Origin of the sequence: Sphingomonas sp. KC8, from assembly GCF_002151445.1 — a bacterium.
GTDB lineage: Bacteria > Pseudomonadota > Alphaproteobacteria > Sphingomonadales > Sphingomonadaceae > Sphingomonas_E.
The window spans coordinates 1,047,120-1,067,061 of sequence record NZ_CP016306.1; the positions used below are offsets into that span (position 1 = coordinate 1,047,120).

Genomic DNA, 19,942 nt, shown 5'->3' on the forward strand with positions numbered 1-19,942 from the left:
GAGACGGATCGGATACCAATTTTGAAAGCGCCAGATTCCACAAAGAAAATGACCAAGGGCGATCGTACCCGGCTTTCGATCCTGAATGAAGCCGAGACGATCTTTGCCGAACTGGGTTATGCGGCCGCCCGGCTGGAAGATGTCGCCCAGGCGGTATCGATCCATCGCGCGTCGCTGATCTATTATTACCGCAGCAAGCAGGAACTGTTCGACGCCGTAGAAGCCCGGATTTTCAACGATCTTCAGAACGATGTTGGAAATCGCCTGAAAGATCACACCACGTCATACGGCCGCATATTGGCGATCTTCGATTGCTGGCTGGATTTCATGTCCGAACGGACGACCGCCGCACGGATGGTGCTGCGCAGCAGTGCCGATGTCACCCCGCGCAACAGCAATCCGGTCGAATTTTCCGGGGCCACCGTCGAACTGTTCGAAAGCATCGTGAAGGAAGGCATTGCCAGCGGCGAATTTCCGCCGGTCGATCCGCTGGATCTGCTGAACAATGCGGGCGGCGGCATCATATATTATGCCTGCAACGCACGGGCCTTTGGCGCGTCACGGTCCTATAATCCGGCCGATCCTGCCACCCGCGAAAAATTCCGCAAGTCGCTGCACAAGGTTGTTCGGGCGCTGCTGGCCGACGACGCCTGACCCGTCTTCGCCGCGACCGGATCGGCCAGCGGCGAATAAGGGCTTACAGGCGATCAGGCGCGGCTGGGATCGATCAGCACCTTGCACTGGCCAACGGCGGTGCGCAGCGCCTCGAACGTATCGGGAAGTTGGGCAAAGCCGATGGTTTCGGTGTGCATTGGCCGGATATTGATGTCGTTCCTGGCGATATGGCCGATCACCCGTTCAAAATCGCGCTCGACATAACATTGGCTGAACGCGACGCTGATTTCGTTGGCGAACGCCGTCAGCGGCTGGATCTTGTCTTCGCCAAAGCAGACACCGGCAACGACGACCCGGCCACGGACGCCGGCCAGTTCCAGCGCATTCTGGATCAGGCCGGGGATGCCGACACATTCGAACACCACCTGCGGCGCACGGCCCGCAATCGCGCGGAACCGTTCACCGACATTTTCGGCGACCGGATCGATCACCGCCGACGCCCCCACGTCCAGCGCGCGCTGGCGGCGGACTTCGGAACGCTCGCTCACCACCACGTCGCGCGCGCCGGCCAGTCTGGCGAACACGGCCACCGCCGCCCCGATCGGCCCCGCGCCGATTACCAGCACGCTGTTGCCCTTGATCGCCCCGGCCATTTCCACAGCATGATAGGCCACCGCCAGCGGCTCCACCATCGCGCCATCGTCAAACGATACGCCGGCCGGCAACCGTTGCAGCATATTGCCCCGTGCCGACACATAATCGGCATAGGCCCCCTGTTTCAGCGGCGTCGTCCCCGTGAACAGGTTGGTGCGGCACAAGGCCGGCAGATGATTGTCGCAGGCGTCGCAATCATGGCACGGATGGATCGGCAGCGCCGTCACCCGATCGCCCACCTTCCAGTCGCCACCGACATTGGCGCCCAGCGCGACGATCTCGCCGGCAAATTCATGGCCCAGCACCGTGCCCGACGGGATCGCGCCATATTCGGTGATATGGAGGTCGGACCCACAAATCCCGGCGCGCTGGACGGCGATCACCACATCGCCCGCAGCCGGTGTCGGATCGTCCATCTGGTCGATCACCAGCGGCTGGCCTGCTTCGCGGAAAAAAGCTGCGCGCATCGTTTCTTATCCTCGTCCTGCTTTGCCCGTTCAGTTGCCGTTTTGGCCGCCAATGTCGACGCCATCGCGGGAATTTTTGCGCACCGCCTTACTTGGACGGCGTCGGTTTGCGCACCTCGATCTTGTGGATCACGCCCTTGAACCGGCCGTCGCCGGTATAATCATCGGTCACGGTGGTGCTGCCGTCAAAGCCCACGTCGAACGTGTCGGTCAGTTCGGTGGTCATCACCATCGGCCGTTCGATCCGCCCCTGCCCGGCCGGCTGGCCATCCACGCTGATCGTCATCATGCCGCCTGTGCCAGGGCGCGCGCCATCCGCCACGAAATCGAAACGAATGGTGCTGCGCCCCGTCGGCACCGTGCGATTGCCAGCGACGCGGAACGTGCGTGCCGGCTGGTTCGATCCCGCCATCACCACCGTCGGCCGGCCATCTTTCAGATAGAAACTCCACCCCGCGAAATGCCCGCCCAGCGCCGCCAGCACGCCATCGGCTTTTCCCACCTGCGTATCCACATCGGCGACAAGGCTGAAACTGCCGATGAAGCGCGGCGCGCGATCCACCGTGACACTGACATCATTGCCCCAATAGACATAGGCATCGCGCGGCTTGACCGCATTCATCACCGCGGCGGCCCGTTCCGCCACGCGATCGTCCACCGGCAGCACATTGTTGCGCGCCGCTTCCTGCTGGAACAGCGCCTTCATCTCCGCCAGCTTGGCCGGGTATTTCGCGGCCAGATCATGCGCTTGCGAAAAATCCTTGTCGATATTGTACAATTCCCAAGGCCAGTCCTCGGGCATCTTCTGCGGATCGCCGGGGCCGGCATAGCCGACATGCTGCGGCGTCGTGCCCGCCCACCAGCCATCATGATAAATGCCGCGATTGGCGACCAGTTCGAAATATTGGGTGCGGCGCTGGCCGGGCGCCTGGGGTGCGGCAAAGCTGTATGCCATGCTCACCCCGTCCATCCGCTGCTGGCGCGCACCGTTGACGATCGTCGGCTGCGGCAGTTTGGCCGCCTCCAATATGGTCGGCGCGACATCGATCACATGGTGGAACTGGGTGCGCAGGCCCCGTTCCCTGATCCCCGCCGGCCACGACATCACCAGCCCGTTGCGCGTGCCGCCCAGATGCGACGCATAGGTCTTGGTCCACTGCAACGGCGCGCTTACCGCCCACGCCCAGCCCGCCGGATAATTCTGGTTGCTGTTGGGGCCGCCCAGATCATCCAACCGCGCGACAAGTTCGGCCGGGCTTTCCTGCGCACCGTTGAAGAAGGCGCCCAGCGTGTTCACATTGCCCTCAACGCCTGATTCCGCCGACGCGCCATTATCGCCTTCGATGAAGATGATCAGCGTGTTGTCGAGCTTGCCCATCCGTTCGAGTTCGGCAACCAGCCGGCCGAACTGATCGTCCTGATAGGCCAGCATCCCGGCATAGACTTCCATCATCCGCGCCATCACCTGCCGGCGATCGGGGCTGATCGAATTCCATTCCGGAATATAAGCCGGCCGTGGGGTCAGCACGGTATCGCGCGGCACCACGCCCAGCGCCTTCTGCCGCGTCAGGCTTTGTGCGCGCATGGCATCCCAGCCCTGATCGAACTTGCCCCGGAATTTCGCGATCCAGTCGCGCGGGGCCTGTTGCGGCGCATGGGCGGTGCCGGGTGCGACATACAGGAAGAACGGCCGCTCGGGATCGGCCGCCTCGTGGTTGTGTACCCAGCGGATCGCATCGCTGATCAGGACATGATCCAGCACTTCGCCCGCCGGTGCCGCAACCGGCGTCGTGCCGCGATACAAAGCCGGGGTGAACTGGTTGGTTTCCGCGCCGATAAAGCCGTAGAAATAATCGAAACCCAGCCCCGTCGGCCATTGATCGAACGGCCCCGCCGCCGATGTCGCGCCCGGCTGCACATTATGGTGCTTGCCGAACATCGCGGTGCTGTATCCGTTCAGGCGCAGCGTTTCGGCGATCGTCGCCGCGCTTTTCGGGATGATGCCGGTATAGCCCGGATAGTTCATCGCGAAATCGGTAATCGCGCCATTGCCCACGGCGTGATGGTTGCGCCCGGTCAGCAATGATGCACGGGTTGGCGAACACATCGCAGTGGTGTGGAAACGGTTGTAAACAAGGCCGGCCTTCGCCAGCCGGTCAAGATTGGGGGTCGGCACCGGGCCGCCAAAGGTGCTGGCCGCGCCGAACGCCACATCGTCGGTCAGAACGAGCAGCACGTTGGGCGCCCCCGCCGGGGCCTTCACCGGGTCGGCCGCAGCCGGGATGGAATCGCGATAGGTGGCGCCGATCTTTCCGGCAAAGGGCTGTGGCGGCCTGGGCAGCACGACTTCGCCGGTCGCAACCTCGGATTGCGCCCATGCACTGCCGGCAAAGCCACTGGTCAGCGCGATGGCCGCGACCGCCCCAAGAAAACGCCGCTTTTCGTAAAAATGCTTCGCCATTCGATCCTCATCCCGCTGGTTGATATTTTTCAACCTTCATGCTGGTTGGTTTTGTCGATGAAGCCCCGATTCCTGTCAACCGGTTCCGCCCACCCCTTTTGTCGTAACCACAAAAAAGCGCGCCCGGCCTATGCCGAGCGCGCCTTCTTGTTCAGATCAGCAAGCCATTGGTGGCATGGCTTCCTGTCCGCAAAATTCAATCGTTTTCATAGGCCGGATAATCGCTGTAACCAGCCTCGCCACCGGCATAGACGGTCGCCAGATCGAACTTGGCCAGCGGTGCGCCGGCTTTCCACCGCGCCACCAGATCGGGGTTGGCGATGAAGGGACGCCCGAACGAAATCGCATCGGCCACATTGTCGGCCAGCAGTTCCTGCGCCTTTTCGTAGGTGATGCTTTCGTTCAGGATCAGCTTGCCCGACCAGTGTTGCTTGGCCAGCGCGCGGCTGTCGACCTGCGGGTTGGCGACTTCGATCAGGTGCAGATAGGCCAGCCCCTTGGGTGCCAGCGCATCCAGCAATGCGCCATAGGTTTCGGCCGGATTGTCATCATGGATGTCGTTGAACGGATTGCCCGGGCAGATGCGGAAACCCACCCGGCCAGCCCCGCCGGCCGCCACCATCGCGTCGATCGCCTCGACGACGAAACGGATGCGGTTGGCGGCGCTGCCGCCATATTGGTCGGTCCGCTGGTTGCTGTTCGACGACAGGAACTGCGCGGGCAGATAACCGCTGGTGCAGTGCAGTTCCACACCATCGAAGCCGGCGGCCAGCGCGTTGGTGGTGGCCTGGGCATATTCGGCGATGACCCCAGCGATCTCCGCCGTTTCCAGCGCGCGCGGCGTATCGAGGTCCATCATGCCCTGTTCGGTATAGATCTGGCCCTTCGCCCGGATCGCCGACGGGGCCACGGTTTCGGCGCCCGGATCCTTGTTCAGGTGGCTGGCGACGCGGCCGACGTGCATCAGCTGCAGCACGATCCGGCCCCCTTCGGCATGCACCGCGTCCGTCACCCGGCGCCATGCGGCCACCTGTTCTGCAGTGTGGATGCCCGGCGTGCGGCAATATCCCTTGCCGTTCAGGCTGGGCTGCGTGCCTTCGGCGATGATCAGGCCTGCCGTCGCGCGTTGCTGGTAATAAGCGACATGCAGATCGTTCGGCAGGTCGCCTTCGCCGGCGCGGCTGCGCGTCATCGGCGCCATGATCACGCGGTTGGACAATTCGATATCGCCAAGGACGACCGGATCGAAAAGATTTGGCATCGGAACTCCCGTAATATCGCGAACAGCATCTGCGGCCGGCCGGCACGAAGGCGCGCCCATCCCGTCAAAGCTGAAGTCCTCCCGGCAATGATCAGGACAAAACTGACTGGCAAGTCATTTTTTCTGCCGCCCGCATATCATGGGGGCGCGCCGCGCGCCGTCGGTGGTTGAAATCGCCCGCCGCGGCCCCATCTGCCGTCCCGGCCACGGGCGCGTGACGCGGCGGAACCTGTCCTTTCGACATGTCCGATTGAACCATTTCGTTCCGTCTGCGTCTTTACGCCCGATACAGCTTATGGATAACGCCCGCCGCATGCGCCCACCATCGTCCAGCCCGCCCCGGGCCGCCCTTACCCGCCGGCAGGCGCTGGCGGGCATAGCATCTGCCCCCATAATCCTCGCATTCGGTGGTGATGCCGTCGCCCGGACGGCCAAAAGCCAGCCCTTTTCATGGGACTGGCTGAAACAGGAAGCCGCCACCCGCGTCGCCACCGCCTGGCGGGCGCCCAAATCCGCCCCGCACGCCGCGGCGATCGATTATGACGAAGTCAACCGCATCAGCTTTCGCACCGATCACGCGCTGTGGCGCGGCGACGGGATCCGTGAAACCCGCTTCTTTCCGCTGCACCGCTTCGCCAACGTCCCCGTCGCGATCTCGCGCGTGGAAAACGGCCGGGCGGTGCCCGTCCCCTTCTCCCCCGCCATGTTCGATATCGCCCCCGACAAGCAGGGCCGGCGCTTCCCGATGGCCGAAGGCTTCGCCGGTTTTCGCCTGATGAACCCCGCCGGCCGGGGCGACTGGATCGCATTTCAGGGCGCATCCTATTTCCGGTCGGCCGGCGCGCTCGATCAATATGGCCTGTCCGCGCGCGGCCTCGCGATCGACACCGGGATCCCCGGGCGCGAGGAATTTCCCGTCTTCACCCGTTTCTGGCTGGAAGCCGGCCCCGGCGACAGCCTCACGGTCTACGCCTATCTCGATGGTCCCAGCGTCACCGGCGCCTTCCGCTTCGTCAATCGCCAGACGAAGGACGGCCCCGTCCAGGATGTCAGCGCGTCGATCCACCTGCGCCGCGACGTCGAACGGCTCGGCCTCGCGCCCCTCACCAGCATGTTCTGGTACGGCGAAGGCAATCGCGCCGCCGCGATCGACTGGCGACCGGAAATCCACGATTCCGATGGCCTGGCGATCCACACCGGATCGGGCGAACGGATCTGGCGTCCGCTCGATAACCCGGCGAACCCCACCACCAACACCTATCTCGATCAGGCGCCGCGCGGCTTCGGCCTGCTGCAACGCGATCGCGCCTTCGATCATTATCAGGATGACGGCGCTTTCTACGAAAAGCGGCCGAACCTGTGGGTGGAACCGATCGGCGATTGGGGTGCCGGCGCGGTGATGCTGTATGAAATCCCCACCCGGCGCGAGATCGAAGACAATATCGTCGCCTTCTGGACGCCGGCCGCCCCCGCCAAAGAGGGGCAGCATTTCGATATCGCCTATCGCCTCCACTGGAGCGGGGTGGACCCTGCCCCCGCCAGCCTCGCCCGCGCGGTCGATTGCTGGACCGGCGTCGCCGGGCGCCCGGGACATGATCCGACGCCAGGCGCGCGCCGCCTTGTCGCCGATTTTGCGGGCGACAATCTGGCCGGGCTGGATCGTACCAGCGGCGTCGATGCCGTGGTTTCGGTCGACAACGGAACGATCCTGGCAACCCACGCCTATCCGGTTGTCGGCATGCCGTCGCGCTGGCGCCTCATCGTCGATGTCGCCCAGCTGGACGCCCGACCGAGTGATTTACGGGCTTATCTGAAGCGCGGGGGCGATGCACTGAGCGAGACGCTCCTGTATCTGCTCCCATAGGCCCGCGTGAACCGCTTGTGCTTCAACAGGTTAAAGCGAACCCGAAATGATCGCCGCCAACAGGGCACATCTTTCGCGACGACCGCCAGCTGGATGATTTGACAGCAGTGTATCTGAAACAATCTCTGGAACAGCCTGTCGCCCGTTATGCGGAAAGCACCGCTTATGGGCCTTTGCTGCCGCGTGAAGCCCCGCTGGCGATGCCGGAACAATCGCTGGGCGCTGCCCGCGATTTCGATCAGTTCGCGCCCCCGCCCACCGCCATCCGGATGCACGGGCTGTTTGAGCGTCGCCTGTTTCTGGTGATCGGCAGCTTCCTGCTCGGCGTCGCCGCCATGCTGGAAATGATGCGCCCGTTCGCGGCCGACGGCATCGGCCTGTTCGATATCGTCCTGTCGCTCCTGTTCCTCAGCCTGTTCAGCTGGATCACCTTTGGCTTTCTGAACGCGCTGGCCGGTTTCTTCGTGCTGCTGGGCAATGGCCCCGGCCTGTCGCGCTGGTTCACCCGGCTGCGCCTGCCGCACCGGCGAACGGCGGTGCTGATGCCGATCTATAACGAAGAAACCGCCGCCGTTTTCGGCCGGATTTCGCAGATGAGCGCGTCGATCGCCGCGATCGGCGGACAGGATCTGTTCGATATCTTCGTGCTCAGCGATTCCCGCGCCGATATGGAACCGCAGGAACTGGCCGCGCTGCACGACGTGCGCATGATCAGCCCGGTCCGCATCTTCTATCGCCGCCGTACCGAAAATATCGCCCGCAAGCCGGGCAACATCGCCGATTGGGTCCGCCGGTTCGGCGCGGCCTATGAAAACATGATCGTCCTCGACGCCGATAGCCTGATGAGCGGCCCGGCGATGGCGCTGCTGGCATCGGCGATGGAAGAACGCCCCGGCGTCGGCCTGATCCAGACGATCCCCACGGTCGTCAACGCGCGGACCTTCTTTGCCCGCTGGCACCAGTTCGCCGCCACCGCTTATGGCCCGGCCGCTTCGGCGGGCCTGCAATGGTGGTCCGGCACCGAAGCCACCTTCTGGGGCCACAACGCCATCGTCCGCGTCCGTGCCTTTGCCGATAGCTGCGGCCTGCCCCGCCTGTCCGGGCCGGAACCGTTCGGCGGCCATGTGCTCAGCCATGATATGGTTGAAGCCGCCCTGCTGCGCCGCAACGGCTGGTCGGTCCACATGGTATCCCTGCCCGAAGGCAGCCATGAGGAATTTCCCCCCACGGTGGCCGATCATTCGGTGCGCGATCGCCGCTGGTGCCAGGGCAACCTCCAGCATGTCCGCTTGCTGGCGACGCGTGGCTTCCATTGGATCAACCGGCTGCAACTGCTGATGGGCGCATCGGCCTATCTGACCTCGCCTTTGTGGATGCTGATGTTGATGCTGGGCATGGTTGCATCGCTGGAAGGCACCAATCCGGCCTTTTCCGCCCCACCGGCGCCTTGGCTGATCGCGCTTACCATCATGCTGCTGCTGGGGCCGAAGGTGATCGCCTTGCTGTGGCTTACCGTCGATGAACGGCTGCGCCAGTCGCTCGGCGGCGGGCGCAAGCTGGCCGCCACCGTCGCGATCGAAATTCCGCTGTCGATGCTGATGGCGCCGATCACCATGGTCAACCAGACGATGGCGATCCTCGATATCCTGCGCGGGCGGCCCGTGGGCTGGGTGCCGCAGCGCCGCGATGCCGATGGCATGGTGCTGAAGGACGCGCTTATCCTGTGCCGCCTGCACGTCGCCATCGGCGCGGTGTTGCTGATCCCCTTCTTCATCGGCGCCGGCGGCGCGATCTGGACGGTGCCCGTCGCCATCGGCCTCGTCCTGTCGCCTTTCACCGCGATGCTCACCTCGCGGATCGACATTGGCGACTGGTTTGCCGGCAAGGGGCTGTTCGCCGTCTGGAACGGCCCGGCCACGTCCGTGAACGCGGTGTATCCCGCCGGCAAGGCGGCCATGGAACTGGCGTTCATGCGCCGCGCGGCTGGCCCGGCCACCCGTCCCTGACGGCAATCGCCATTCCGGGGTTGCCTTCCACGCCCGTCTGACGGCATAGGCGCCGGCCCGACGCGATCCAGCCACCAGAGCCGGGCGTCGCCACCTTCCTCGGAGACCATCATGTCGGCATCCCCCGGCCCGCGCGCGCTTGGGCTAGATTTCGGGACCACCAACAGCGTCGTTGCGCTGGCGAACGGTGGCGCCGAACCCGAACTCATCGAATTTTCGGGCGAACATGCCGATGGCGCGGTGTTCCGCACGGCCCTGTGCTTCTGGCAGGATGATGGCGGCCGCCGCGATCTCGCGGTCGAAGCCGGTCCCTGGGCGATCGCCGAATATATCGAATATCCCGAAGCCAGCCGCTTCATCCAGTCGTTCAAATCGGTCGCCGCCAGCGCCAGCTTCGAAACCGCATCCGTATTCGAAAAGCGGTTCCGCTTCGAAGAACTGGGCGGCTTCTTTCTCGACAAGCTGGTCGGCCATGCGAACGGCGCGCTTGCCGATCGGCCCGAACGGATCGTCGTCGGCCGGCCCGTGGAATATGCCGGCAGCCGGCCCGATCCGGTGCTTGCCCGCCAACGTTATGACGCGATGTTCAAGGATTTCGGCACCGACATCCATTATGTCTATGAACCGATCGGGGCTGCGTTCAGCTACGCCTCGCGCCTCACGAAACCCGCCACCATCCTCGTTGCCGATTTCGGCGGCGGCACCAGCGATTTCTCGGTCGTCCAGGTGGCCGAACCGGGGGCTGCCCGCCGCTGCACCCCGCTCGGCTCCGCCGGTATCGGCTTGGCCGGCGATCGCTTCGATTATCGCATCGTCGACAAATTGGTGCTCCCCATGCTCGGCAAGGGCACCGCGTACAAATCGTTCGACAAGGAACTGGAAATCCCGCGCAGCTATTTCGCCGATTTCGCCGATTGGTCGCGCCTCGCGCTGATGCGCAACCGGCGCACGATCGACGAACTCAACCGGCTGAAGAAAAGCGCGGTCGATGCCGACGCCATCGGCCGGATGATCGCGGTGATCGAAAACGAACTCGGCTATGCGCTGTACGACGCCGTCGGCCAGTTGAAGCGCACGCTATCCACCACCGACACCGCCCATTTCCATTTCGACGGCGGCGGCCTGTCGATCGAGGCGGATGTCACCCGCGCCGATTTCGAAGGCTGGATCGCCGACGATATCGCCCAGATCGAAGCCACCGTCGATCGTGCCCTCGCCTCCGCCGGCGTTGCGCCCGGTGCCATCGACCGCGTGTTCCTCACCGGCGGCTCGTCGCTCATCCCCGCCATCCGCCAGATCTTCGCCAGCCGCTTCGGCGACGACCGCATCTCCTCTGGCGGCGAACTCACCTCCATCGCCCACGGCCTCGCCATGATCGGCCAGCAGGACGACATCGCCGCATGGGCGAGTTGAGGGACGGGAGCGTATGAAAGCGGACTGTCGAGACACGCCGACATTGCACCCCGCGCGTGCGCTTTCGCTTTCCACCTCAACCGTCATCCCCGCGAAGGCGGGGATCCATTGTGTCGGGAGTGAGAAACTCCTTCGGGCCCATTGCCGTCCATGGATCCCCGCTTTCGCGGGGATGAAGACATTTTGCAGTCGCCGTGGAATAAATCCGGACTGTCACGACCCACCGGCAAAGTGTCCGTTCGTTAAATCTCGTCGTCACCCCGGGCTTGACCCGGGGTCCCGCTTTGACGGTGGCGTCAGGCAAGGTGCGGATAGAGATCGAGCCACTCGGGATTACCACGCTCGATCAACGCGAATTTCCATTCGCGCCGCCAGCGCTTCAGGCGCTTTTCCTGTGCGATACCATCGATGATGGAGGCCACCTGTTCGGCCAACACAAGCCTGTCCAGCCGATAACGCCGGCAGAAATCCGACCCATCACCTGTGCGGTGCTGGTGAATGCGTGCCGCCAGATGCGATGTCACGCCCACATATATGGTGCCCCGATAGCGATCGGCCATGATGTAGACCCAGCCGCCTTGCCGATCCCGTTCCATGACAGCAGAACAGAAGAAGCGGGACCGCGGGTCAAGCCCGGGGTGACGGGGGAAGGATGTCAGCTTCCCCCGACAAAATTGCCGTTCCGCATACTCAGCACATCGTCCGAGAGCGGCCATTCCATTGGCTGGCCCGATCGATGCGTTCACCTCACCAAGCAAAATCAGGCCGAAGCTGACAGCGCCTCCACGCCCCGAAATATCTTCCCCGGATTCATGATGTTCTGCGGGTCGAGCGCCATCTTAACGGCCTTCATCAGGTCCACCGCCTCGCCCAGTTCGGCTTCCAGCCAGTCGATCTTGCCAAGCCCGATGCCATGTTCGCCGGTGCAGGTGCCGCCCATCGCCAGCGCGCGCGCCACCATGGCGGCGTTCAGCGCCTTGGCTTCGGCATATTCCTCGGGCCGGGTGGGATCGATCACGAAGATCACATGGAAATTGCCATCGCCGACATGACCCAGCATCGGCGTGGGGATACTGCTGCGCGCCAGATCCGCGCGTGTTTCAGTGATGCATTCGGCCAGCCGGCTGATCGGCACGCACACGTCGGTCGACCAGCCGGTCGCCCCCGGCCGAAGCGCGATGGCGGCATAATAAGCCTGATGCCGCGCCTTCCACAGCCGGTTGCGCTCCTCGGTCGATGACGCCCATTGGAAATCGCCGCCGCCATTGTCGCCGCTGATCGCGCGCACCGTGGCAATCTGTTCGGCGACATGGCCTTCGGACCCATGAAATTCGAAGAACAATGTGTTCCGGATCGCCAGATCGGTCCCGGCCCAGCGGTTCACCGCGTCGATCTGCACGTCATCCAGCAGTTCCACCCGCGCCAGCGGCACGCCCAGTTGGATCGCCTGCACCACGGTATCCACCGCGCCTTCGAGGCTGTCGAACGGGCACACCGCGGCCGAAACCGTCTCGGGGATACCGTATAATTTCAGCGTCACTTCGGTGATGATGCCCAGCGTCCCTTCGGCCCCCACGAACAGCCGCGTCAGATCATAGCCCGCCGCCGATTTGCGCGCGCGCGTCGAGGTCATGATCACCCGTCCGTCGGCCGTCACCACCTTCAGCGCCAGCACATTATCGCGCATCGTGCCGTAGTGCACCGCGTTGGTGCCCGATGCGCGGGTAGATGCCATCCCGCCCAACGTGGCGTTGGCGCCCGGATCGATCGGGAAGAACAGCCCCTTGTCGCGCAGGAACAGGTTCAAATCCTCGCGCGTCACCCCGGCTTCCACCGTGCAATCCAGATCGGCGTCGTTCACCGCCACGATCCGGTTCATGCCCGTCATGTCGAAACAGACGCCGCCCCGCACCGCCTGCACATTGCCTTCCAGCGACGTGCCCGCCCCGAAGGGCACGATCGGCACGCGATGCGCCGCGCACAGCGCCACCGCCTGCGCCACCTCGTCGGTGGAGTTCGGAAACACCACCGCCTGGGGGGTCTGCGCGGCATGATAGGCCTCGCCCTTGCCATGCTGTTCCAGCACGGTCGGATTAAGGCTCAGCCGATCGCCCAGAATCGCGGCCAGCCCGGCCACAAGCATCTCGGACAAGGCAGGCGGCTGGCCGATCTGCTGGTTCGTCATCCCTGTCCGTCCTGCCCTTTGTCCCGTCGTGATATCCCGTAAATAGCCGCAAAGCCCCCGGCAAGGCACGCATCCGGCCATATCATCCGGTCTTTGCCCGGCGGCTATTCACCGCCCCGGAATTGACACGCCGGCTTCGCGCGCACATCAGGGCGGAATGGTCGTTCAGACTCTCTATCGGCGATGGCGCCACCATGCAGGTCAGTTCCTCGCGGGCATCTAGCCCCGGGCTCTCCAGTGGCACGCCTCGTGGAGCTCGGGGCGAAGCGAGATAGCAACCCTTCCTGCCGCAGCCTTAGCGCGCGCAATCGGGTTCCCAGCCGACCTGGAGTTTCATCATGACCACCATTCCCACACCGGCGGATCGCCCGCCGCTGCACCTGATCGACACCGAAGCCGATAGCCTCGCCGGCCTGGCGCTGGGCGCGGAACACCGCATCCCCGCCGTCGCCGCCATGCTGCTCGCCGAAATCGAACGCGCCGAAATCCATAGCGCCACCGATCTGCCGGCCGGCGTCGTCACGCTGCGGTCCACCGTCGAATTTGTCGACGAAGGCACCGGCGCCAGCCGCATCGTCCAGCTTGTCTTTCCGCCGGATGCCGACATCGCGGCCGGCAAGATTTCGATCCTGACGCCGATCGGCGCCGGGCTGATCGGGCTTAGCGAAGGCCAGTCGATCCTGTGGCCCGATCGCGAAGGGCATCAGCGCCGGCTGCGCATCGTCAAGGTCAGCCGCGCCAATCCGGGCGGCTAATCAATCGCAACGCGCCGTTCGCGCGGCGTTTCAACCAGGGAGAACCCATGCACCACTCCATGCTCGATCAGGCGCTCACCCGTCTGGAAGATGCCGCCCAGCATCTCCATCTCGACAGCGACGTCCTCGAAAAGCTCAAATATCCGCGCGAGACGACGAAGACGCGCCTGCTGATCCGCATGGACGATGGCTCGCGCAAATCCTTCATGGCGTGGCGCTGCCGCTACGATGACACGCGTGGCCCCACCAAGGGGGGCATCCGTTTCCACCCGGATTCGACGATGGACGAAGTGGAAACGCTGGCTTTCTGGATGACGTTCAAGTGCGCGGTGATGAACCTGCCTTATGGCGGCGGCAAGGGCGCGGTGCAGGTTGATCCGCACACCCTGTCGAAGGCCGAACTGGAACGCCTGTCGCGCGCCTATATGCAGGCTTTCTCGCAGATCATCGGCCCCGATCGCGATATTCCGGCACCCGACGTCTATACCAATTCGATGATCATGGGCTGGATGGCCGATGAATATGCGTCGATCGTCGGCCGCGTTTCGCCGGCCGTCATCACCGGCAAGCCGATCGCGCTGGGCGGTTCGCTGGGCCGTGATGATGCCACCGCGCGCGGCGGTTTCTACCTCGTGCGCCATCTCGAACAGGAACTGGGGCTGAAACCAGGCGCCACCGTCGCCATCCAGGGCTTCGGCAATGCCGGCAGCTTCATGGCGCGCCTGATGGCCGGTGTCGGTTACAAGATCGTCGCGGTTTCGGATTCGCGCGGCGCGATCCATGCACCCGATGGGCTGGATGTCGCCGCCCTGGTCGCGGCCAAGGCCAAGGGGCCGGTGACGGCGATGGCCAACGGCAGCACGATCCACGCGATCGATCCCGACACGATCGTCGGCGTCGAATGCGACGTGCTGGTGCCCGCAGCGCTCGAAGACCTGATCCACGAAGGCAATGCCGACACGGTCAAGGCCAGCGTCGTCGTCGAACTGGCCAACGGCCCGATCACACCCGAAGCCGATGCGATCCTGGCGTCCAAGGGCGTCGTGGTTCTGCCCGATATTCTGGCCAATGCCGGCGGCGTCACGGTTTCCTATTTCGAATGGGTCCAGAATCGTCAGGGCTATTATTGGACGCTGGATGAAATCCACACGCGTCTGAAGGCGATCATGGAAACCGAAGGCCGCGCCATCTGGGTGCTGGCCAAGGATCGTGGCATCACCGTGCGCCAGGCGGCGTATGTCCACGCGCTGGGCCGTCTGGCCGAAGCGATCGAAGCCCACGGCACGCAGCAGTTCTTCGCATCCTGATCGGCTGACCAAGCCGGATTACGGCTTCAAAGGCAGGGCGGTTCTGCGCAAGCAGGGCCGCCCCGATCATGGCGCCGGCCAGTTCTCCTACGCTCGAATTACAGCGCCCGGATCATGGCCCGCGCTTCATCGCCATAGCCCTTGGCCGGATCGATCAGGCCATCGCCGTAGAGCTTGAAGCCATGGCGTTCCCAAAATCCATGGGCATCGCCCACCGCGATCAGCGCGATGATGTCGAAGCCCGCTGCACGCGCTTCTTCCACCGCGATCGTCACCGCCGCGCCCGCCAGCCCCCGTCCGCGGGTGTGCGCCCCCAGCGCCAGATCGTGCAGATAATAGCAATCGGGGTGCTTCGGCAGCGCGTCCATCGGAATATTCAGGATCGGCGGCAGCCCCAATATAGCCGGGTGCGATATGAGATAGCCCGCCAATGCGCCATCGTCCTCCGCCAGCACATGGCAGCCGGCGGGGTAAAGCCGGTATGCCGCCGCGAAAACAGCCGGATTTTCGGGGTAATCAAGATGGACGATATTGGCGATGTCCGCCACTGCCGCCACATCCGCATCCGTCATGTTACGCCACCGCATCACGGCATCTCCTGCACGCAGTTCACTCATCTTCTCACCAGCCGAAACATGAAGGCCGCCGGAATGATTGTCACGCCTGCTCACCGCGCCAACTGGTCGATGATCGGGCAATCGGGGCGATCATCGCCATGGCAGCGGGTCGCCAGATCGATCAGGGTTGCGCGCATGGCTTCGAGTGCTGCGGCCTTGCGGCCCAATTCTTCGGCGCGCGCTGCCGCCAGCGCCTTTACCTCGGCGCTCGATCGCGCCCGATCCGACCAGAGTTCCAGCAGGGTGCGGATTTCCTCCACCGGGAACCCCAGATCGCGGGCATTGGCGATGAAGCGCAGCCGGTGCATGTCCGCCGGCGAATAATCGCGATACCCGCTGTCACGGCGCGGCGGCGCCGGGATCAGGCCGATTTTTTCATAATGGCGGATCATCCGTTGCGAAACACCGCTCGCTTCCGCCGCCGCGCCGATATTCACAGTTTCACCCCATTCAGCCGAAGGGCATTGGCGACAACCGTGAAGGACGACGCCGCCATCGCCGCCCCCGCCAGCATCGGCGACAGCAAGATGCCCGCCACCGGATACAGCACACCGGCCGCAACCGGCACGCCAATGCCATTGAACAGAAACGAAAAAAACAGGTTCTGGCGGATGTTGCGCATCGTCGCGCGGGCCAGTTTGCGCGCCCGCACGATCGCCGCCAGATCGCCGCGCGTCAGCGTCATCCCCGCGCTTTCGATCGCAACGTCGGTACCCGTGCCCATGGCCAGCCCCACGTCCGCCGCCGCCAGCGCTGGCGCATCATTAATGCCGTCGCCCGCCATCGCCACCCTGGCCCCGGCCGCCTTCAGTTCGCCCACGATGCGCGCCTTGTCTTCGGGGCGCAGATCGGCACGCACCTCGTCCAGCCCGCCGATGGCGCGGGCCACCGCGTCCGCCGTCGTCTGGTTGTCACCGGTCAGCATCACGATCCGCAGGCCTTCGGCGCGCAGCGCATCGATCGCGGGGCGGGCCGATGCGCGCACCGGATCGGCCACCGCCAGCAGCCCCGCCAGCTTGCCATCGACCGCGACCAGCATCACGCCAGCCCCATCGCGGCGATAGCGTTCGGCATCCGCCGCCAGCACCGCCGGGTCGGCCCCAATCCGGCGCATCTGTGCGGCATTGCCGATCGCCACCGCCCGTCCGCCGGCAACAGCACTCACGCCCAGCCCGGTTTGCGACTGGAAATCGTCGATCGCCGGCAGCACCAGCCCGCGCGCCTTCGCCGCAACGACGGTGGCATGGGCCAGCGGATGTTCCGATCCGGCCTCCACCGCCGCCGCCAGCGCCAGCAGGTCATTCTTGGCCATGGCGCCCACGCTTTCGATCGCGATCAGCACCGGCTTGCCTTCGGTCAGGGTGCCGGTCTTGTCGATCACCAGCGTGTCGACCGTTTCGAACGCCTGCAACGCCTCCGCATTCTTCACCAGCACGCCGGCATGTGCGCCGCGCCCGGTGCCCACCATTACCGACATTGGCGTGGCCAACCCCAGTGCACACGGACATGCGATCACCAGCACCGCGATCGCATTCAGCAGCGCATGGCCGAAACGCGGTTCGGGGCCGACGATATTCCAGACGATGAAGGTGGCAATCGCGATCGCGATCACCAGCGGCACGAACCAGCCCGACACGCGATCGGCCACCGCCTGGATCGGCGCGCGGCTGCGCTGCGCTTCGGCCACCATCCGCACGATCCGCGCCAGCATCGTATCCGCGCCCACCGCGCGCGCTTCCATCACCAGGCTGCCGGTGCCGTTCACGGTGCCGCCGGTCAGCCGGTCATCGGCCTGCTTGGCCACAGGCGCAGGCTCGCCGGTCAACATCGCTTCATCGACGGCGGATCGCCCTTCGATCACCACGCCGTCGACGGGCACCGCTTCACCGGGGCGAACACGCAGCCGATCGCCGACATGCACTTCGGCGATATCCACGTCCGCCTCGCTGCCATCGGCGGCGATCCGCCGCGCGGTCTTGGGCGCAAGGTCCATCAAGGCGCGGATCGCCCGGCCGGTTGCGGCGCGCGCGCGCAGTTCCAGCACCTGTCCCAGCAGCACCAGCGTCACCACCACGCTCGCCGCTTCGTAATAAACCGGCGCCATGCCGCCATGCGTGTGGAATGCCGGCGGGAACAGCCCCGGCGCCACCGTGGCCACCACGCTATAGGCAAAAGCCGCGCCCACCCCGATCGCGATCAGCGTGAACATGTTGAAGTGGCGGGTGCTGAGCGATGCCCAGCCGCGTTCGAAAAATGGCCAGCCCGCCCACAGCACCACGGGTGCGCTTAGGCCCAGCTGGATCCACGGCGATGCCGCCGGGGGCACGAAATGCAGGCCCAGCATCTCGCCAATCATCGCGATGAACAGCAAAGGTACGGTCAAAACGCCGCTGATCCACAGCCGGCGGGTGAAATCCACCAGCTCGGGGTTGGGCGCGTCGTCCAGCGACGGCTCTTCCGGTTCCAGCGCCATGCCGCAGATCGGGCATGTTCCCGGCCCCTCCTGTCGCACCTCCGGATGCATCGGGCAGATCCACATCGCACCGGGTGCCGCCACCGGCATCGCGCGCGGGCCATCGCCCAGATAGCGCATCGGATCGACTATGAACTTCGTGTGGCAACCCACGCTACAGAAATGATATTCCTGTTCATCATGATGGGCGTGGTGGGCTGTCGCGGCCGGGTCCACGGTCATCCCGCAAACCGGGTCGATCGCGGGCCTGTCTGTCGCAGGCGTCTTGCCACCACAGCAGCCACCTGCTCCATGGCCATGCGCGTCAGCGTGTTTCATCGGATAATCTCCTTGCACGCGCCGACAGATAATGTCTGACATCATGTCAGGGTCAAGGCGAATAAGGCCACAACCTGACACTAAATCTTGAGGGATGATCCCAACCTGTGCGTATGAAAGGCAGACGGCGCAAAAGGACGGATCATGAACTACGATATCGACGAAGCCCTGCGCCGGTTCGCCGCCAGCCCCACCCATCCCGCCATGGCCCGATTCGACGATGCGGTCTTCGCCCGCATCACCGCCGAACGCCGTCGCCGCCAGACGCTGCCATTGCCGCTCGGCATCTCCGCCGCGATCGGCGCCATTTTGCTGGGCGTCGCCAGCACCGCGGTTCCGATGACAACGGCTTCCGCATCCGCCACCTCCGCGCTCGCCCCTTTCGCCCCGATCGATGCCTTGGCCCCGTCGACCTTGCTGGGCGGCGAATGATGACCAACCGTCGCCTGATGCTGACGATTGCGGTCATCGCCTTTCTGGCCGCTTTGTGCGGCGTACTGGTCGGCCGCTCCGTCTTCCCCACCCACCCCGCTCCAGGCGCGGATTTGCATGCCATATTGCACGACCAGCTCGAACTGGACGCAGCCCAGAAGAAGCGGCTTGCCGAAATCGAAAGCCACTTCGCAATCCAGCGCCGTGCCCTTGAAATGGAATTACGCGCCGACAATGCCCGGCTCGCCGACGCGATCGAGGCCGAACATGGCAACGGCCCCCGCGTCGCCGCTGCGGTTGACGCATCCCACCGCGCCATGGGCGAACTTCAAAAAGCGACGCTCGCGCACGTCTTTGCGATGCGCCAGATTTTGCGGCCCGATCAGACCGCAACCTTCGATCAGGCCGTGGTGAAGGCGTTGACCGCCGACGTCCGGTGACCGTCGATTTCAATCGCCTCGACGATGGCGAACTCGCAACCCTTGCTATCGCGGGCCATGACGCCGCCTTCGCGGAAATCCTGCACCGCCATCGCGATCCGGTCTACCGGCTGGTGCGTGGCCATATCGGCAATGCGGACGAAGCGCTCGATGTCACGCAGGATGTGTTCGTCGCGGCACTCCAGCATCTCGGCCGCTACGATCCGGCACGCCCGCTGCGCGCATGGCTTGCCCGCATCGCGATCAACAGGTGCCGCGATTGGCGCCGCCGTCAACGCGTCCGCCGATTTTTCACATTTGCATCCGCCATACCCCGCGACGCTATCGAAACGGTGCCCGATCCGGCAGCCGCCATCGATATTGCGGTCGCCGATCGCCAGGCCCTCACCCATCTGACGCAAGCGATCGCCGCCTTGCCCACCGCGCTGAAGGAAGTTCTGCTGCTGCGCACGGTCGAAGGCCTGTCACAGGCCGAAACCGCCGCAGCGCTGGGGATCAGCGAAAAGGCCGTCGAAACACGGCTCTACCGCGCACGCGGCCGTTTGCGGGAAATGATCGGCAACCGCTGACGCCTATACGTCCATGGGCGGATCCCCCGGCATCGCGAACAGCCCAGATGCCGATCCTGCGCCACTATCGATCGTCGCACGCCTCAGCATCTACGGCGGCGTCAC

The 19,942-nt window shown here is 64.6% G+C and carries 17 protein-coding genes; 9 read left to right on the forward strand and 8 right to left on the reverse strand.

Annotated features, from left to right (window positions below; translation table 11 throughout):
- Nucleotides 1-48 precede the first annotated feature (48 nt).
- Complete coding sequence (locus KC8_RS04980) at nucleotides 49-654, forward strand: TetR/AcrR family transcriptional regulator (RefSeq protein ID WP_010124342.1); 606 nt, start codon at nucleotides 49-51, stop codon at nucleotides 652-654.
- 53 nt (nucleotides 655-707) lie between these two features.
- Here the strand turns inward: KC8_RS04980 and KC8_RS04985 are convergent, their stop codons facing one another.
- From KC8_RS04985 to KC8_RS04995, 3 genes are all read right to left on the reverse strand, one after another.
- Nucleotides 708-1,736 carry an alcohol dehydrogenase catalytic domain-containing protein gene (locus KC8_RS04985; protein ID WP_010124341.1) on the reverse strand — a complete coding sequence of 343 codons (1,029 nt, stop codon included), beginning with the start codon at nucleotides 1,734-1,736 and terminating at the stop codon, nucleotides 708-710.
- Between the two features lie 88 nt (nucleotides 1,737-1,824).
- Nucleotides 1,825-4,197, reverse strand: coding sequence for an arylsulfatase (locus tag KC8_RS04990; protein WP_010124340.1), 2,373 nt, complete (start codon nucleotides 4,195-4,197; stop codon nucleotides 1,825-1,827).
- 196 nt (nucleotides 4,198-4,393) lie between these two features.
- Nucleotides 4,394-5,458, reverse strand: coding sequence for an alkene reductase (locus KC8_RS04995; RefSeq protein WP_010124339.1), 1,065 nt, complete (start codon nucleotides 5,456-5,458; stop codon nucleotides 4,394-4,396).
- 313 nt (nucleotides 5,459-5,771) lie between these two features.
- Here KC8_RS04995 and KC8_RS05000 point away from each other — a divergent pair, with 313 nt between their 5' ends.
- The 3 genes from KC8_RS05000 to KC8_RS05010 all read left to right on the forward strand — a co-directional run bounded on the left by KC8_RS05000 (nucleotide 5,772) and on the right by KC8_RS05010 (nucleotide 10,741).
- Nucleotides 5,772-7,322 carry a glucan biosynthesis protein gene (locus tag KC8_RS05000; protein ID WP_138956630.1) on the forward strand — a complete coding sequence of 517 codons (1,551 nt, stop codon included), beginning with the start codon at nucleotides 5,772-5,774 and terminating at the stop codon, nucleotides 7,320-7,322.
- Nucleotides 7,323-7,429: 107 nt separating this feature from the next.
- Nucleotides 7,430-9,328 carry a glucans biosynthesis glucosyltransferase MdoH gene (gene mdoH / locus KC8_RS05005; RefSeq protein WP_010124336.1) on the forward strand — a complete coding sequence of 633 codons (1,899 nt, stop codon included), beginning with the start codon at nucleotides 7,430-7,432 and terminating at the stop codon, nucleotides 9,326-9,328.
- 111 nt (nucleotides 9,329-9,439) lie between these two features.
- A complete protein-coding gene (locus KC8_RS05010; protein ID WP_010124335.1) occupies nucleotides 9,440-10,741 on the forward strand; it encodes an Hsp70 family protein in 1,302 nt (433 codons plus the stop codon).
- Nucleotides 10,742-11,037: 296 nt separating this feature from the next.
- Here KC8_RS05010 and KC8_RS05015 read toward each other — a convergent pair whose 3' ends face one another.
- Together KC8_RS05015 and KC8_RS05020 are read right to left on the reverse strand one after the other, a co-directional pair.
- Nucleotides 11,038-11,337 (reverse strand): GIY-YIG nuclease family protein, encoded by a 300-nt coding sequence (locus tag KC8_RS05015; RefSeq protein WP_010124334.1) that lies wholly within the window; start codon nucleotides 11,335-11,337, stop codon nucleotides 11,038-11,040.
- A gap of 164 nt (nucleotides 11,338-11,501) precedes the next feature.
- Nucleotides 11,502-12,926, reverse strand: coding sequence for an FAD-binding oxidoreductase (locus tag KC8_RS05020; protein ID WP_010124333.1), 1,425 nt, complete (start codon nucleotides 12,924-12,926; stop codon nucleotides 11,502-11,504).
- A 338-nt stretch (nucleotides 12,927-13,264) separates the two neighbouring features.
- Between KC8_RS05020 and rnk the strand changes: the two genes are divergently transcribed.
- On the forward strand, nucleotides 13,265-13,681 hold the full coding sequence (gene rnk / locus KC8_RS05025; protein WP_010124331.1) for a nucleoside diphosphate kinase regulator: 417 nt from the start codon (nucleotides 13,265-13,267) through the stop codon (nucleotides 13,679-13,681).
- Nucleotides 13,682-13,728: 47 nt separating this feature from the next.
- On the forward strand, nucleotides 13,729-14,988 hold the full coding sequence (locus KC8_RS05030) for a Glu/Leu/Phe/Val family dehydrogenase (RefSeq protein ID WP_037495586.1): 1,260 nt from the start codon (nucleotides 13,729-13,731) through the stop codon (nucleotides 14,986-14,988).
- A gap of 98 nt (nucleotides 14,989-15,086) precedes the next feature.
- Here the strand turns inward: KC8_RS05030 and KC8_RS05035 are convergent, their stop codons facing one another.
- From KC8_RS05035 to KC8_RS05045, 3 genes are all read right to left on the reverse strand, one after another.
- Nucleotides 15,087-15,575 (reverse strand): GNAT family N-acetyltransferase, encoded by a 489-nt coding sequence (locus KC8_RS05035; protein WP_029624369.1) that lies wholly within the window; start codon nucleotides 15,573-15,575, stop codon nucleotides 15,087-15,089.
- An 80-nt stretch (nucleotides 15,576-15,655) separates the two neighbouring features.
- On the reverse strand, nucleotides 15,656-16,042 hold the full coding sequence (gene cueR, locus KC8_RS05040) for a Cu(I)-responsive transcriptional regulator (protein WP_010124327.1): 387 nt from the start codon (nucleotides 16,040-16,042) through the stop codon (nucleotides 15,656-15,658).
- Entirely contained in the window at nucleotides 16,039-18,396 is a 2,358-nt protein-coding gene (locus tag KC8_RS05045) for a heavy metal translocating P-type ATPase (protein ID WP_086495521.1), read from the reverse strand. The genes cueR and KC8_RS05045 overlap by 4 nt, the downstream gene beginning before the upstream one ends.
- A 144-nt stretch (nucleotides 18,397-18,540) precedes the next feature.
- On the opposite strand from KC8_RS05045, the gene KC8_RS05050 reads away from it, so the two are divergent.
- Genes KC8_RS05050 through KC8_RS05060 form a run of 3 tightly spaced genes read left to right on the forward strand, consistent with a single transcriptional unit; the run spans nucleotide 18,541 to nucleotide 19,837 of the window.
- On the forward strand, nucleotides 18,541-18,828 hold the full coding sequence (locus KC8_RS05050; RefSeq protein ID WP_010124323.1) for a hypothetical protein: 288 nt from the start codon (nucleotides 18,541-18,543) through the stop codon (nucleotides 18,826-18,828).
- A complete protein-coding gene (locus KC8_RS05055) occupies nucleotides 18,828-19,268 on the forward strand; it encodes a periplasmic heavy metal sensor (RefSeq protein WP_037495629.1) in 441 nt (146 codons plus the stop codon). Before KC8_RS05050 ends, KC8_RS05055 begins: the two co-directional genes overlap by 1 nt.
- Nucleotides 19,265-19,837, forward strand: coding sequence for an RNA polymerase sigma factor (locus KC8_RS05060; protein WP_010124320.1), 573 nt, complete (start codon nucleotides 19,265-19,267; stop codon nucleotides 19,835-19,837). The genes KC8_RS05055 and KC8_RS05060 overlap by 4 nt, the downstream gene beginning before the upstream one ends.
- Nucleotides 19,838-19,942 lie beyond the last annotated feature (105 nt).

What these genes read in the sequence shown, in the direction of transcription:
- KC8_RS04980 (WP_010124342.1), top strand. Translation starts at nt 49, where the DNA reads ATGACCAAGGGCGATCGTACCCGGCTTTCGATCCTGAATGAAGCCGAG.
- KC8_RS04985 (WP_010124341.1), bottom strand. Translation starts at nt 1,736, where the DNA reads ATGCGCGCAGCTTTTTTCCGCGAAGCAGGCCAGCCGCTGGTGATCGAC.
- KC8_RS04990 (WP_010124340.1), bottom strand. Translation starts at nt 4,197, where the DNA reads ATGGCGAAGCATTTTTACGAAAAGCGGCGTTTTCTTGGGGCGGTCGCG.
- KC8_RS04995 (WP_010124339.1), bottom strand. Translation starts at nt 5,458, where the DNA reads ATGCCAAATCTTTTCGATCCGGTCGTCCTTGGCGATATCGAATTGTCC.
- KC8_RS05000 (WP_138956630.1), top strand. Translation starts at nt 5,772, where the DNA reads ATGCGCCCACCATCGTCCAGCCCGCCCCGGGCCGCCCTTACCCGCCGG.
- KC8_RS05010 (WP_010124335.1), top strand. Translation starts at nt 9,440, where the DNA reads ATGTCGGCATCCCCCGGCCCGCGCGCGCTTGGGCTAGATTTCGGGACC.
- KC8_RS05015 (WP_010124334.1), bottom strand. Translation starts at nt 11,337, where the DNA reads ATGGAACGGGATCGGCAAGGCGGCTGGGTCTACATCATGGCCGATCGC.
- KC8_RS05020 (WP_010124333.1), bottom strand. Translation starts at nt 12,926, where the DNA reads ATGACGAACCAGCAGATCGGCCAGCCGCCTGCCTTGTCCGAGATGCTT.
- rnk (WP_010124331.1), top strand. Translation starts at nt 13,265, where the DNA reads ATGACCACCATTCCCACACCGGCGGATCGCCCGCCGCTGCACCTGATC.
- KC8_RS05030 (WP_037495586.1), top strand. Translation starts at nt 13,729, where the DNA reads ATGCACCACTCCATGCTCGATCAGGCGCTCACCCGTCTGGAAGATGCC.
- KC8_RS05035 (WP_029624369.1), bottom strand. Translation starts at nt 15,575, where the DNA reads ATGCGGTGGCGTAACATGACGGATGCGGATGTGGCGGCAGTGGCGGAC.
- KC8_RS05045 (WP_086495521.1), bottom strand. Translation starts at nt 18,396, where the DNA reads ATGAAACACGCTGACGCGCATGGCCATGGAGCAGGTGGCTGCTGTGGT.
- KC8_RS05050 (WP_010124323.1), top strand. Translation starts at nt 18,541, where the DNA reads ATGAACTACGATATCGACGAAGCCCTGCGCCGGTTCGCCGCCAGCCCC.
- KC8_RS05055 (WP_037495629.1), top strand. Translation starts at nt 18,828, where the DNA reads ATGACCAACCGTCGCCTGATGCTGACGATTGCGGTCATCGCCTTTCTG.